10 protein-coding genes are annotated in these 14,029 nt (G+C 55.2%); 8 read left to right on the top strand and 2 right to left on the bottom strand.

The annotated features are described in order from the left end of the window. Nucleotides 1-189 precede the first annotated feature (189 nt). Nucleotides 190-1,767 carry a hypothetical protein gene (locus SIB83_RS00115; protein ID WP_413746392.1) on the top strand — a complete coding sequence of 526 codons (1,578 nt, stop codon included), beginning with the start codon at nucleotides 190-192 and terminating at the stop codon, nucleotides 1,765-1,767. Between the two features lie 560 nt (nucleotides 1,768-2,327). On the opposite strand, the gene SIB83_RS00110 is transcribed toward SIB83_RS00115, so the two are convergent. Beyond that, nucleotides 2,328-2,576 carry a hypothetical protein gene (locus tag SIB83_RS00110; protein ID WP_413746391.1) on the bottom strand — a complete coding sequence of 83 codons (249 nt, stop codon included), beginning with the start codon at nucleotides 2,574-2,576 and terminating at the stop codon, nucleotides 2,328-2,330. Nucleotides 2,577-3,560: 984 nt separating this feature from the next. Here SIB83_RS00110 and uvrC point away from each other — a divergent pair. Genes uvrC through SIB83_RS00080 form a run of 6 tightly spaced genes read left to right on the top strand, consistent with a single transcriptional unit; the run spans nucleotide 3,561 to nucleotide 9,237 of the window. Next, nucleotides 3,561-5,519 carry an excinuclease ABC subunit UvrC gene (gene uvrC, locus SIB83_RS00105; protein ID WP_413746390.1) on the top strand — a complete coding sequence of 653 codons (1,959 nt, stop codon included), beginning with the start codon at nucleotides 3,561-3,563 and terminating at the stop codon, nucleotides 5,517-5,519. Nucleotides 5,520-5,542: 23 nt separating this feature from the next. Further along, nucleotides 5,543-5,818, top strand: a complete 276-nt coding sequence (locus SIB83_RS00100) for a hypothetical protein (RefSeq protein WP_413406437.1) — start codon at nucleotides 5,543-5,545, stop codon at nucleotides 5,816-5,818. A 2-nt stretch (nucleotides 5,819-5,820) separates the two neighbouring features. Next, entirely contained in the window at nucleotides 5,821-7,308 is a 1,488-nt protein-coding gene (locus SIB83_RS00095) for a cryptochrome/photolyase family protein (protein WP_413746389.1), read from the top strand. Nucleotides 7,309-7,343: 35 nt separating this feature from the next. Continuing rightward, a complete protein-coding gene (gene hemJ / locus SIB83_RS00090; protein WP_413746388.1) occupies nucleotides 7,344-8,006 on the top strand; it encodes a protoporphyrinogen oxidase HemJ in 663 nt (220 codons plus the stop codon). Continuing rightward, a complete protein-coding gene (locus SIB83_RS00085; protein ID WP_413402698.1) occupies nucleotides 7,996-8,652 on the top strand; it encodes a PHP domain-containing protein in 657 nt (218 codons plus the stop codon). Before hemJ ends, SIB83_RS00085 begins: the two co-directional genes overlap by 11 nt. A gap of 27 nt (nucleotides 8,653-8,679) precedes the next feature. After that, nucleotides 8,680-9,237, top strand: a complete 558-nt coding sequence (locus tag SIB83_RS00080) for a hypothetical protein (RefSeq protein WP_413746387.1) — start codon at nucleotides 8,680-8,682, stop codon at nucleotides 9,235-9,237. A gap of 15 nt (nucleotides 9,238-9,252) precedes the next feature. Here the strand turns inward: SIB83_RS00080 and cobN are convergent, their stop codons facing one another. Continuing rightward, complete coding sequence (gene cobN, locus SIB83_RS00075; RefSeq protein WP_413746386.1) at nucleotides 9,253-13,026, bottom strand: cobaltochelatase subunit CobN; 3,774 nt, start codon at nucleotides 13,024-13,026, stop codon at nucleotides 9,253-9,255. A 72-nt stretch (nucleotides 13,027-13,098) separates the two neighbouring features. On the opposite strand from cobN, the gene SIB83_RS00070 reads away from it, so the two are divergent. Further along, nucleotides 13,099-14,013 carry a branched-chain amino acid transaminase gene (locus tag SIB83_RS00070; protein ID WP_413402692.1) on the top strand — a complete coding sequence of 305 codons (915 nt, stop codon included), beginning with the start codon at nucleotides 13,099-13,101 and terminating at the stop codon, nucleotides 14,011-14,013. Nucleotides 14,014-14,029 lie beyond the last annotated feature (16 nt).

The raw sequence follows: 14,029 nt of genomic DNA, 5'->3' as shown, positions 1-14,029 counted from the left end.
TGGTCGCTTTCCCTGGCTGTCTTGACTCTCACCAGGACACTCAAAACCTGATTGAAAGCCTTGTGTCGCTTAGGCGTCGCTTGTGCGGAAATGGTTCATTTGATGTCTGCTTGTGGTTTTGAACCAGTCATTGCAGGATCAAACCTCCGAGATACTCAATGAAAGAGTTCTATTGTTGGATCGAATGACTTGAAACTCAAAACGTTTGGTTTGTACCGTATGCGCGATTTGATCAATGCGCTTCTGAAGCCTGGTGAAATCACATTCAGGCAACTGCTATTGCTTGCATTGCCTGCTCTTTTAGTTGGCTTTGTACTCAGAGTTGCGTTGATTGTCGCTTTGCCGCAGGGATATTTTGGATCTGATAGTCATTCTTACTATGAATTCGCTCACCAATTATATGACCATGGTGTGATTTATTTAAATGAAAAACGGCGATGGTTATATCCCCTTTTCCTGGCTTTTTGGGATGGATTCCCAATGCCAGGTTGGTCTCTCGTTCCATTGATCCAACATGCGACAGGACTGTTGACAATTGTTGGCATTGGTTGGTGTTCTGCTCAGCTGGTGGAACGACCAAAGGTGGTGGTTCCGCTCGTAACGACGCTGGCGGCACTTTGGCCACGAATGCTCTGGTATGAGCATGAATTCATTGCCGAATCACTTTTCCTGGCTGCATTTGTGGCTGTTATCGCACTGCTTCTGACGCCTGACATTGTTCATAGCCGTTATGGCTTGATTGTTTTGATGTTGGCTTTTGTTTTGCTGGCCGGGATGAAGGGAGCGGGTCGATTCCTCTGGATGGGGTCCGTGTTGGGTTTGTTTGTGATTCACCATGATCCACGACGCTGGCTGTGGGGAAAAATCTCACTATTTTTAGCTTCTTTGTCAGTTTTATTGGTGTCTACGATTGGCAAGAATTCACAGGGAGACTGGTTAGCGCTGAGTTCCACATTGCCATTGGTGCGCATGAAGGGAGAGCCTTATTCCCGTTATCGCACTGCATTGAAAGAGCAGATATTGGAGGCTCGTCAGTACGGCGATGATTATCCATGGGTGATGAAGATCTATAAGAAACGATTAAGTAAAAAGTCTCCTGATGATGTGCATTCAGATTGGGGCGAATTGAATCGAAATAAACCTGAATTTTCTAAGGTGGCTCGCTCATTCTGGTCTGAAGCAATTATTAATCAACCACTTCAATTTGCAGGCCTGACTTTAAAAACTATGGCCATTGCCATGTCAAGCACACTGTTAGACCATCGCCTTGATCCAGCTCATTTCTGGCGAGAACAGCAGACTAGGATTGCTGAACGTTGGCTGAACAATCCTCGATATTTCAATCGCCTTTTTGGAGTGAATCAGTCGGGTTTTGAGCTGAAGCGCCAACAGGGTCGTCATCGGCGCTTCCAGCTGCTCCCTTGTATGTCTTGGGTTGATCGAAATTTGCGTTGGCTTGGGCGAACACCAGACGATCCCTCCGGTGGTGGTTATCCAGGATTCACAGCACGACCACTCGGCTTGATGGCTCTGCTCGGAGCAGGGGCAGGTGTGTTGCTTTCGGGTCAGCGCTTGCAATGCCTAGTGCTGTTGCTGCCACTCACGCTGTATCTGTTCGGCACCTATGCAGTGGGAGATGCTGTTCCTCGTTATCTCCAGCCGGTTGAGTGGATTGGATTTGTGTTTGTCGGTGTGCTTCTCGATCTCATGTTGCAGGCAGGTGTGTCTGGCTGTGCAGTTTGTCGGCGCTGGCTGGTGGCCAGATAGAGCTTCGCAGCAATCAACTGTGCTCTGAGTTGATTGCCTGTTAAAGAACAAATTTTCGTGTTTCCCACACACACGTTCTAAAGTGTCAGTAGCAAGCGAATAGAATAGGCCCCCGATTGGTCCAGGAATTCCTGAAATTATTGCGAGTTGATGTGATTATTCTTTGTCCTTTTGCGTTAAAAAAGACTGTCTTTTGATGAAGGTGCTTGCGATGATAACGACTAAGCAGCAAACACCTTAAAGGAATTCAGCTTTTCTGCATTGCGGAGAGATTCGCCTGCATCTGCAATTTATAAAATTATGACCTGTCACTCTTGGCGATGCCAATAAACACTGCAAGCCAGGTAAAAGCGATTAACAGGTAAAGCATGGATGCTTCTGAATTGAATAGAAAACAGGGAGAGAACCACCTCTCCCTAATCGTCATCACCACTGCTTAAGTGGCTAAATGAATCTAACGATTGAGTTGGTTTGCCGTGACAGGGATAACCGCCAGAGCTTTGACGGGATAAGCGTCACCAAATGTGCTTTCACCCAATGACTCATAACAGATTCACTAACTACGAGTCTTCAGAGTTCTGCTCAGAATTGGCCTTGTTTAAAGCCACGTAAACCGCCAATCCCACAAACAAAGCAATAACAGCAAGAGGTACTGCTACAAACAGCCCTAATATTGATATGTAATCAGGCAGAGTTTCAGGCTGGAGAGCGATAGCACCATTACGAGTCCATCTCAAAAGGAGTTGAACCCACAGCGACATGGCAATAATTAAACTAACCCAAAAGGATACGGTCTGGGTTGTTGTCAACAGCTTCGGCTTGCTGGACATCCGGTGAGTGTCTAACAAGCACAATTTAGAAGCTTCTCATTCATCCGCCTCATTATTGCCACAAACCAATCTCGTGCTGCTGTGGTGGTGTGGTGATTCCCATTCGTGAGAGGCCTTTAACCAGTTGGCTGCAGTATCGGGGAGTCAAGACACTCCTGTTCGCTGGTCAGCGTCATATCGCCAGTGCTCTGCCAAAGGTGAAGGACCACTGTTGATCGCATCAATGGAGGTGCCCGCATCCAATCTTACTTAAACATCGGCCTGAAAGGGGCACATCGGGTGATGTCTTCGACATGATGATGATGCCAGTGTTTGGTTATGACAACCCCGCTGACTTGGGCATTGTTTGGACTGTTCTAAGTCCTGGGTATGGGAGTGGCACTGGACAACAGCATTGACTTTCCGATCATCCTTGCGATGGTCTGAATGTGGGCTGAGGCGTGTAATATAAAAGGTTTGACTAGTTTTTGAATTGATCAATTTAAGTGAATGGTGGTGGAAATGTGGCTGCATCTATCGTTCAAGAACTGAAGCAGGCGTGGCTTGAAGGTCATCATAAAATGTTGCAGAATTATGGGGAGCGGTAGATCTGAAGAGCAACGAGGGATGATTTGACAATTTGAAATGCATAACAATCCTCGCGAAATCATTGGATTCTTCTCCGGTCTTTGATTGACCGGGAGAAATTGAAAATGACCCGAATGCACAAATGAAAAATGATCAGTCAGTCGGAATCGTAATTGGTATGGCGTGGAATATCGGCAATTCTGCAGGTAAAGAGAACTCAGGACATGGCGCTGGTTAAACAGCAAATTGCATGACATCAAACTCTGGCCATAAACCTATTGAGTCAGATTTTTTTTACCCTGCAGACGCATTGTCGGCTTTTTTTTTATTAAACAGCTCTCTCAAAGCCTGGATAGTTCCCTTCTGCGCAAACAGACTTTCTTTTAGATTCTCGGCATGCCCACCCTGCTCGAGCAACCGGATCGCCTGGAACGCCGGCTGAAAGAGATCCCGACAGAACCCGGTTGTTATCTGATGCGGGACGCTGAGGATCGGCTGCTCTACGTGGGTAAATCCAAGAGCCTGCGCAGCAGGGTGCGCAGTTATTTCCGCAGCCGCCACGATCTGAGCCCTCGCATCCGCTTGATGGTGCGACAGATCTGTGAAATCGAATTCATCGTGACCGACAGCGAGGCGGAAGCACTCGCTTTGGAGTCCAATCTGATCAAGAACCAGCAGCCCCACTTCAATGTGCTGCTGAAGGATGACAAGAAATATCCCTATCTCTGCATCACCTGGAGCGAGGCTTATCCCAGGATCTTCATTACCCGGCGTCGACGTTTTCGCAGTCCTTTGGATCGTTTCTACGGTCCTTATGTGGATGTGGGGTTGCTGAGAAGGACTCTGTTTCTGGTCAAGCGTGTGTTCCCGCTCAGACAGCGCCCAAGGCCACTCCATCAGGATCGCACCTGCCTGAACTACAACATCGGTCGCTGTCCAGGTGTGTGCCAGGAGCAGATCAGCTCAGAGGACTACCACCGCACTCTGCGCAAGGTGGCCATGGTCTTCCAGGGGCGCAGTGATGAGCTTCAGAAACTCCTTCTTGAGCAGATGGAGCGATATGCCGAACGACTGGATTTCGAAGCAGCCGCGAAAGTGCGTGATCAGCTCAAGGGTCTCGATCAGCTCACGGCGGATCAGAAGATGAGCCTGCCCGATGCTTCCGTCAGTCGTGATGTGATTGCCATGGCTGCCGATGATCGGCTGGCCGCCGTTCAGCTGTTTCAAATGCGTGCGGGCAAGCTCGTGGGTCGGCTCGGATACATGGCTGATGCCTGCAATCAGGATCCTGGACAGATCCTTCAGCGGGTGATCGAAGAGCACTACAGCCAGGTTGATGCCGTTGAGATTCCTCCTGAGCTTCTGGTTCAACATCCCCTGCTTCAGCAATCGCTGCTTGAGGAGTGGCTGACGGAACAGCGCGAACGCAAGGTTCAGATTCACTGCCCTAAGCAGCGTCAGAAAGCTGATCTGATTGAACTGGTGCAACGCAATGCAGACTACGAACTTCAGCGGGCGAAACAAGGGCAGGAGCAGCAGGCTCTTGCCACCGAGGATCTGGCTCAGCTTCTGGAGCTGCCCTCTCCGCCACGACGGATCGAGGGTTATGACATCAGTCACATTCAGGGCAGTGATGCCGTTGCATCCCAGGTGGTGTTCATTGATGGGCTGCCCGCCAAACAGCATTACCGCAAATACAAGATCCGCAGCAGCAGCATCAGCTCTGGGCACAGCGATGACTTCATGGCCATGGCTGAAATCATGCGCCGCCGCTTCCGCCGTTGGGCACGTGCCAAGGCTGAAGGCGTCGATGTCGGAGCGCTGCGTCACCGGGGCGGAAGTGCTCTGCAGACCGATGGTCTCAACGACTGGCCGGATGTGGTGATGATTGACGGTGGCAAGGGCCAGCTCTCGGCTGTGATGGAAGCTTTGAGAGAACTCGACCTGCAGGAGGATCTCAACGTCTGCTCGCTTGCCAAGCAGAGGGAGGAGATTTTTCTGCCAGGTGAAAGTCGTCCGCTGGACAGTGAACCCGATCAGCTGGGTGTGGCTCTACTGCGACGTCTTCGTGATGAGGCTCATCGTTTTGCTGTGAGTTTCCATCGCCAGCAACGAGGTGAGCGCATGAAACGTTCGCGACTGTCGGATATTCCCGGCGTCGGTCCAAAACGGGTGAAGGATCTGCTGGCCCATTTCCATTCGATTGACGCCATTCAGATGGCACCGGTGGAGACCCTCGCTCAGGCGCCAGGTGTTGGTCTTGCACTGGCGAGAGATATCCATCGCTTTTTTCATCCTGATCCGGATGCCGAGCAGGATGGGCAGATTCAAGACCCAGGTTCCGCGACGCCATGATCCGTGCTTTCAAGAGGGCCGCAATGGTGATTGGTCTGATCGTCGCTCTGCTGATGTCCCCCTGTGTGGCCGAAGCCTCGCCTGGACTGTGCACCGGGCCCGTCTGTGCCGATGACATCACCCGCAGCGCCAAGAATCACTGGCAGCTTGTGTTGAAACTCAACGACCAGCTGGGCCACAGGGAAAAAGTTGTGATGAACTGCAGAGCAGGACAGCTCAGTCCCCTGGCGGGACCGGTGGACAGGGCTTATGCCACATCCATCGGACGTCGTGCCTGTCGTCTGGCCGGGGAGGGCTGAGGGTGGACGTCACCGTCGTTTATCCACATCAGCTGTTTGCCGAGCACCCGAGCCTCCAGACAGGCCGGCCGGTTGCCCTGATCGAGGATCCTCTTTTCTTCGGCACGGACCCTCAATGGCCGATGCAGGTGCACCGTCAACGCCTGCTGCTGCATCGATGTTCCATGTCTGTCTACGCAGAAGCTCTTCGTGGACGAGGGTTCTCCGTTCTGGAACAACGCCATCACCAGGCTTCAGACACGCAAGGGCATCTTCAGGCTCTTTTGAACATGGGTTACAAGCGCTTTCATCTGGCGGATCCAGTTGACGATGTGCTGAACAAGCGCCTGCATCGCTTTGCTGAGCGAAACGGCTGCAGCCTTGAGATCAGCGCGACCCCGATGTTGCTGACGCCTGATTCCGTGATCAACGATCACTTCTCCTCGGGACGCAAGCCGCTGATGGCCAAGTTCTACGAGATGCAGCGCAAACGTCTGAATGTTCTGCTTGAAGAGAACGGTGGCCCCATGGGAGGTCGTTGGAGTTTTGATGCCGACAACCGCAAGAAGCTGCCGAAGGGAATCGTTGTTCCTCAGGACCCCAAAGCCAGCTCGTCTGCTGTTCCGGATCGATGGCGTCGGCAGCTGGAACAGGAGAATCTGCGGCTGATCGGTCGCTGGGAGCTGTTTGCCTATCCCCTGGATCACGATTCAGCGGATGCCTGGCTTCAGGACTTCCTCAGCCGGCGATTACGGGATTTCGGCTCCTATGAGGATGCCATCAGCACTCAGCATCGGGTGATGTGGCACAGCGTGCTCACACCGATGCTCAATATCGGTCTGTTGACACCTCAGCAGGTTCTCGATCGCACGCTGGAACGAGCTGCTGAGGGGGATGTGCCGCTCAATTCACTGGAAGGTTTCATTCGCCAGATCATCGGCTGGCGAGAGTTCATGGCCGCGATGTACAAGCGTCACGGGGTGGAGATGCGCACCGGAAATTTCTGGGACTTCGACGACAGACCCATCCCCGAGGCCTTTTACCAGGGCACAACCGGCCTTCCCCCAATTGATGACGCCATCCACCACGCTCTGGACACCGGCTATTGCCATCACATCGAGCGTTTGATGCTGCTTGGCAATGTGATGCTGCTTTGCGGCTTTCATCCCAACCGTGTCTACCGCTGGTTCATGGAGCTGTTCGTCGATGCCTACGACTGGGTGATGGTCCCGAACGTGTACGGCATGAGTCAGTTTGCTGACGGAGGCCTGTTCTCCACCAAGCCCTATCTCTCCGGCTCGAATTACGTGCGCAAGATGTCGGACTACCGCAAAGGCGAGTGGTGCGAGATCTGGGATGGATTGTTCTGGAGTTTCATCAAGACACACGAGGACTTCTTCCGTGGTCAGTTCCGGCTGGCGATGATGGCGCGCAATCTGGACCGCATGGATCCGGAGGTGTTGGTGTCTCATCAACGACGGGCTGAGGCATTCCTTGACTCGATGACCTGAACCCTGCCTATGGTCAATTCATACTGTTCCCTGTGATGTCGCTTCCCCCTGAGGCCTATCTCTGGTTCAAAACACTGCACATCGTTGGTGTCGTGGTTTGGTTTGCAGGCCTCTTCTATCTGGTGAGGTTGTTCATCTATCACGTGGAAGCTGAAGAGCTGGAACCGGAACTGCGTGTTGCGTTCCAGCAGCAGTACAGCCTGATGGAAAAGCGCCTCGCCAACATCATCACGACTCCGGGGATGGTGGTTGCGGTCTCGATGGCGATTTGTTTGTTGATTGCCCAGCCTGCCTGGCTCCAACAGGGCTGGATGCACGCCAAGCTCGCCTTCGTGGCTGCTTTGCTGGCTTATCACGCCTTCTGCTACAGGGTGATGGCTCAGCTGCAGGCAGGCACCTTCAGCTGGAACGGAAAACAGCTGAGGGCACTGAATGAACTGCCGACATTGCTGCTGGTGATCGTGGTGATGCTGGTGGTGTTCAAGACCCAGTTCCCCACAAGCGCCGCCACCTGGTTCATCGTCGCGCTGGTGGTGTTCATGGCTGGCTCGATCCAGTTTTATGCCCGATGGCGCAGGCTTCGGGCTGAGGCTGCTGCGAATGAGGCTGCTTCCCTGGAAGCTGCTGCAATCAGTTCGGCAGGGATGGCTGCCGCTGAACATGAAGCCGCCTCCAAAAAGGCGTCCCATGCCAGTTGATCGCCATCCCCTGAGATCTGTTCTCGAGACGGTTGGTCCCGACAGCTGTCCGGGCCAGTTCAATTTCCACTGCCATACCCTCTGCAGCGACGGCAGCCTTGAACCGCTGGCGCTGATTCATCAGGCGTCCGCCAAGGGACTGACTCAACTGGCTGTGACGGATCACCATTCCAGTGCGTCCTTCCAACCCATGCAGGACTGGCTCGAGAAGCAGCGTGATCTTGGAGAGACGGTCCCTAACCTCTGGAGCGGCATGGAAATCAGTGCGATCCTGCGAGGCTGCCTGGTCCACGTGCTGGCCCTCGGTTTCGAACCAGCTCACAGGTCACTCGCCGTCTACAACCGGGGTGATGCAGCTGTGGGAGAAGCTCTCAGAGCTGAGAGTGTCTGTCAGGCGATTCATGACGCCGGAGGGCTTGCGATTCTTGCCCATCCAGGGAGGTACAGAGTCGGCTTCGCTGATCTGATTGATGCGGCTGCAGAACTTGGATTTGACGGAGGTGAAGCCTGGTACGACTACGACATGCAAACCCGTTGGAGTTGGTCCCCCGTGGTCTGTGAAGCCATCGATCGCCGCTTGAAGAACCTTGGCCTTTTGCGTACGTGTGGAACAGACAGCCACGGCATGGACTTGGAAGGCCGCTAAGTTCTTCAGACTTCCCTGTCCTCGGGTATGGGCCTCTTCGATCGTCTGCTTAATTCCAGCTCGGATCAAAACGAGCCTCCAAAGGGGCCTAAGGCCAAAAAGCCAAAGCAGGAAGCTTTTTTCCTCGACAGCGACAGTGCTTCAACATTTGGCAACCGCGATTACATGCGCGAGTCCAAAACCATCCGCCACACGTTTCCTGGAACTCTCGACAGTCCTGGAATGAAGGAGATGATCACAGAGGTTGACGCCACAGACCTCAAAGTGGACAAACGCAGTGAAGGTCTTGGAGACCGGGTCGTCAAAAAGGAGGTTGTCAGCGTCAATACGGGGGTTCCCAAGGCTGTGAAGAAGACCTTCGCAGAAACGATGTCTCAATCGGAACTGGACGAACGTCTCAAGGGCAACGCCTTGAAGCAGGCAGGTGTCAATGCACTCGCTGCACCGGATGCGGCTCCGCTGGCCCGCAAAGAGGAGCTCAAGCCCAAGGAGGAGCCGAAAGCGTCTTCCTCAGGTTCGCAGAAGAGCGACAAACCAGGTTCGATCGATCCTTTCCTGTCCATGGTTCGGGACCTCAATAAATAAACCTCAGAGGTCACCTCATCGGTTGAGTCCACTCCCTTCAACTGCGCCCTCCGATTCGAGCAGCACTCGTCTGATCGCTTCCAGGAGTTCTGGTTCTGGGTCGGCCCACAGTTGTCTTGTGGCTGCCTCCAGACAGCGTTCAGCCATGTCTCTCAGGACCCATGGATTGCGTTCAAGTAGAAAGCTCTTAACGTCTTCCGCCAGCAGCCAGTTCTCGGCGATCCTGCTGTAACACCAGTCAGGCACTACCCCCGTGGTGGCGTCATAGGCAAACAGGTAATCGAGGCTTGCGCCCATCTCGAAAGCACCCTTGTAGCCGTGCCGCTTCATTCCCTCGATCCAGCGGGGATTGAGCAGTCGACTGCGAACCACCTTGTCGATTTCCCGTGCCAGTGCATGAATCCTCAATCGCTCGCTGCGCGAGTGATCAGCAACGATCAGTTTGGGATCTCTGCCACTGACTTTCTGCACCGCAGCAGCCAGTCCCCCCTGGAACTGGTAATAGTCATCGGAATCGAGCAGGTCATGTTCCCGATTGTCCTGGTTGTGCAGCACAACCTGAACATTCTGAAGAGCCTGTTCAAGTCCGTTCCGGTCCTGATGAGCTGTCGCGTCGGCGTCATAACGCCAGGAACTCCAGGCCAGGTAAGCCTCTCCGAGCTCTTCCCGCTCTTCCCACTGACCTGAATCGATCAGAGCCTGAAGACCTGCTCCGTAGGAGCCTGGTGCGGATCCGAACAGCCTGGCCTGAGGGCCATCTCTGCGGGTCAGCGCTGCCAGTGGATTGTCGGTGTCGCTTTCATCAAGTTCAGCCACCATGGCCAGGGCTCGATCAACCCAGGCAAGCAACTGTGGAAAGGCATCCCGAAACAGGCCAGACATGCGCATGGTGACGTCCACCCGCGGTCTCTCGAGCAGGCTCAGGGGTATCAGCTCGAGGTCCACCATGCGTCTGGTCGGACCATCCCAGACAGGTCTCACGCCGACCAGGGCAAACATCTGAGCAATGTCTTCACCACCATTGCGCATGGTGGCTGTTCCCCAGACGGACAGGGCCAGGCTCCGCATCGGTTCACCCTCCTCGAGTTCATAGAGATCCAGCAGCTGCTCTGCGCTGCGACGTCCCAGATCCCAGGCCGCCTCGGTTGGCAGACCCCGCAGATCCACCGAATAGAAGTTGCGACCCGTGGGCAGAACGTCGTCCCGTCCACGGGTTGGTGCTCCGGAGGGACCGCTGGCGATACGCCGTCCGGAAGCTGCAGCCAGCAGTGACTGACGCTCTTGAACCGCGGATTGCTGCAGTCGAGGCCAGAGGTCATTCTTGATGAACCGGAGTGGGCCGGGCAGGGGCTCTTGACGCAGCAGGACCTGAAAACAGTCGTCCAGTGCCTTGGCCATGTCGTGCTGCGGCGGATCATCGCCGTCGATCAGCAGCAACAGAAGCCGCGTGGCCTGTGCCTCGATCCACTCCACAGCATCACTGAGTCGCCGAGGTTGATGGCAGCCATGGCGTTCCAGGATGTGCCGATCCTGATCGGTTAGAAAATCGCCGTCCTCGTCCTTCCAGGGATCGCATTCCAGGCCGATGCAGTGACTCATCCACTGGGTGAGTCCGGGGCGATCAGACGCCGGCGAGCGGGCGATCGCAAGCAGCAACTCAGCCAGCTGGGCTGGATGGGGCTGATCCCCTAGCCGATGCAGGCCAGTTCTGATCTGTGCCTCCTTGAGTTCGCACAGGTAGGTTTCGACCTGTTCGAACAAATCACTGATCTCTGCTGAAGAGCCTTGATTCGCCACGGTCGTGTCGATCGAAGGCCAGTTCAGATCGTTCAGCAGCTGGAGCAGCTGTTGCTGAATCTGGTCACATCGGTAGGCACCGAGTTGTCTTGCCTCTATGTATTCATCCAGAAGTGACTCCAGAGACAGCATCGGTCCGTGCAGCCCTGCTCTGCCAAGGGGAGGGGTGAGGTGATCCAGAATCACGGCATGGCCACGTCGTTTGGCCTGTGATCCTTCTCCCGGATCGTTGACGATGAAGGGATAGAGATGGGGGATGGCGCCCAGAGCGAGTGCAGGCGCACAGCACGAACTGAGCCCGACTGATTTCCCAGGCAGCCATTCCGCACTGCCGTGCTTTCCCACATGCAGCATCAGTTGACAGTGGTGGATCTCCCTCAGCCAGAGGTACTGCGCCAGGTAGCGATGGGGAGGGGGGAGATCCGGAGAATGCAGATCACTCAGCCGATCAGCGTCATAACCACGACTGGGCTGCACCAGAACCACCACACGACCGAATTGCAATCCGTGGATGGCAAAGCCATGGGGTTCAAGATCGACCGCATTCTCCGGTTCACCCCAGCGTTCAAGAATCGGCAACCTGGCTGCTTCAGGCAGTGATGACCACCAGCTCTGATACTGAGAAAGCGGCAGATAGGTGAGTGGTGGTCGGTTGTGACTTTCCGGATCGTTGGTACGACCGTTGAGAACCTGCTGGATCAGCTGATCAGGATCCTCCGGCAGATGCTGTTCACCGAGATCGAATCCCTCTTCGCGAAGCCAGCACAGGATGTTGTGACAGCTGGCGGGCGTGTCGAGACCCACGCCATTCGCCAGGCGTCCGTTCCTGAGGGGGTAATTCGCCAGGACTAGTGCGACTGAACGCCGTTCGGCCTGTGTGGACCGAAGTTCGACCCAGGCCTTGGCATGTTCGGCAATCCAGATCAGGCCCGTGAGATCAGGTTCCAGCCGTTTGACGGCTGTGCACAAACGCTCATCCGCGTGGTCCACTTCCCGGAAGGCGCCGATGCGCGTGGTGATCCGTCCATCCAACTCGGGCAGCACGACCTGCAACGACAGATCGACGGGATCGAGACCCTGAAACGATTCGTGCCAGCGCTCACGGGATCGTCCGGAGCTCAGCATCTGCAGAACAGGACGATCCAGGTCATCCCAGAGCGGTGCCCCCAGACCTGCTTCCGAGAATTGAACCGAGGCAAATGACGTGGTGGTGATCACCAGCTCCACGGCCTGTTGCCGGTAAAGGTCCTTCACCGCCTTCTGAACGGCAACATCGCGCAGACTGCTCACCCAGAGCGCTTTTGGTACCAGTCCACGCGCCCGAAGCGATTCGAGCAGAACATCGCACCAGTGAACATCGGCTGATTGGCGATGGGCTCGGTAAAGAAGCACGCCGATTTTCGGCCCCTCCTCCTGCCGCCAGTCATAGGGATCGGGATCGGGGCTGGGCGTCAGAGTCAATGACGGTGCATCGATGCCAGACGAACCGGTTGATGCCGTGGACAGGATCCATTCCAGACCGTCAAGCCAACGCTGCAGATTGACTGCTCCTCCCTCTCGCAGCAGAAGCGCCATGGCATCACAGAAGGGCTCAGGCCGGCTGCTGAGCGGATGCAGTTCACGGTCCTGATCGGATGTGCCGGCCAGAACAAGCAGCTGCCGGCCTGATTGTTCCGAAAGCCAAGAGCAACATTGCTCAAGCCCATAGGACCAGTGCCCGCGGCCACCGAGCAGTCGGATCACGATCAGCTGCGTCGACTGCGTGCAGACGGCCAGGTAATGATCGATCTGGGCTGGATGGGAGAGCGCATCGAGCGGCAGTGCGCGAATCCCGTTCTGCCAGAACCCCGGCTCCTGTGTGTCCAGAACCCGTGCCAGTGCCGAGATGTCCGAGCTTGCACTGGTGAGAAACAACACCGGTGCGCTCGGTTGCTCCACGTAGGAGACCGGCCCGTCGATGTCGGCCCCCGGCAGGCTGCTTAGACGATGCATGGCTCCATTCTCCAGAGGACCAGTCGATCCGGAACTGACGGGTGAGAAAATCTGGTCAACGGATCCTCAGCGATGCATCAGTTCCTTCCCTACGCCTGGTTTCAGGGACGCTGCGTACTTTTCGAGGAAGCCAAGGTGTCGGTGGCGACCCATGCGTTGCACTACGGAACCGGAGCTTTTGGTGGAATGCGAGCCATCCCCGATCCCACGAAACCGGGAGGAATGCTCTTGTTTCGTGCTGACCGGCATGCGCGTCGGCTGTCCCAGAGCGCCCATCTGTTGATGGCTGAGCTCAGCGAAGAGACCGTGATGGAAGCGCTCAAGGCCATGCTCCTCGCCAACAAACCCACCACCCCGATTTATCTGCGACCGTTTGTCTACACCAGTGATCTCGGCATCGCGCCAAGACTGCACAACATCGAGACTGATTTTCTGATCTACGGGCTTGAGCTGGGTGATTACCTCTCTCCCGATGGCGTGAGTTGTCGCATCAGCAGCTGGACACGTCAGGAGGATCGTTCGCTGCCGTTGCGCGGCAAGATCAGCGGCGCCTACATCACCAGCTCGCTGGCCAAATCGGAAGCTGTCGCCAGCGGATTTGACGAGGCTTTGCTGATGAACACCCGCGGCAAGGTGAGTGAAGCCAGTGGGATGAATCTGTTCATCGTCCGTGACGGCAAGCTGATCACACCGGGGGTGGATCAGGACATCCTCGAGGGCATCACGCGGGCCAGTGTCATCGAATTGGCCAAGGGCATGGGCATTGACGTGATCGAGCGACCGGTCGACAAGACCGAACTGTTCATCGCTGATGAAGTCTTCCTCACAGGAACGGCGGCCAAGATCACTCCGATCCGTCAGCTGGAATCGACACCTCTCTCGCAACAACGACCCTTGATGGAAGCCCTGCGCTCCAAACTGGTGGCCATCACCGAAGGGCGTGATGAGCAATATGCCCACTGGATCACCCGAATCGAGCTGGAGTGAGGACTTCCGCGGCGTT

Source organism: Synechococcus sp. MIT S9507 (genome assembly GCF_047304715.1).
GTDB lineage: Bacteria > Cyanobacteriota > Cyanobacteriia > PCC-6307 > Cyanobiaceae > Synechococcus_C.
This window is presented reverse-complemented; position numbering and strand designations above follow the sequence as displayed.

Bases quoted from the DNA above. Each gene is read 5' to 3' on its own strand.
- uvrC (WP_413746390.1), top strand. From the start codon at position 3,561: ATGCCCACCCTGCTCGAGCAACCGGATCGCCTGGAACGCCGGCTGAAA.
- SIB83_RS00100 (WP_413406437.1), top strand. From the start codon at position 5,543: ATGGTGATTGGTCTGATCGTCGCTCTGCTGATGTCCCCCTGTGTGGCC.
- hemJ (WP_413746388.1), top strand. From the start codon at position 7,344: ATGTCGCTTCCCCCTGAGGCCTATCTCTGGTTCAAAACACTGCACATC.
- SIB83_RS00085 (WP_413402698.1), top strand. From the start codon at position 7,996: ATGCCAGTTGATCGCCATCCCCTGAGATCTGTTCTCGAGACGGTTGGT.
- SIB83_RS00080 (WP_413746387.1), top strand. From the start codon at position 8,680: ATGGGCCTCTTCGATCGTCTGCTTAATTCCAGCTCGGATCAAAACGAG.
- cobN (WP_413746386.1), bottom strand. From the start codon at position 13,026: ATGCATCGTCTAAGCAGCCTGCCGGGGGCCGACATCGACGGGCCGGTC.
- SIB83_RS00070 (WP_413402692.1), top strand. From the start codon at position 13,099: ATGCATCAGTTCCTTCCCTACGCCTGGTTTCAGGGACGCTGCGTACTT.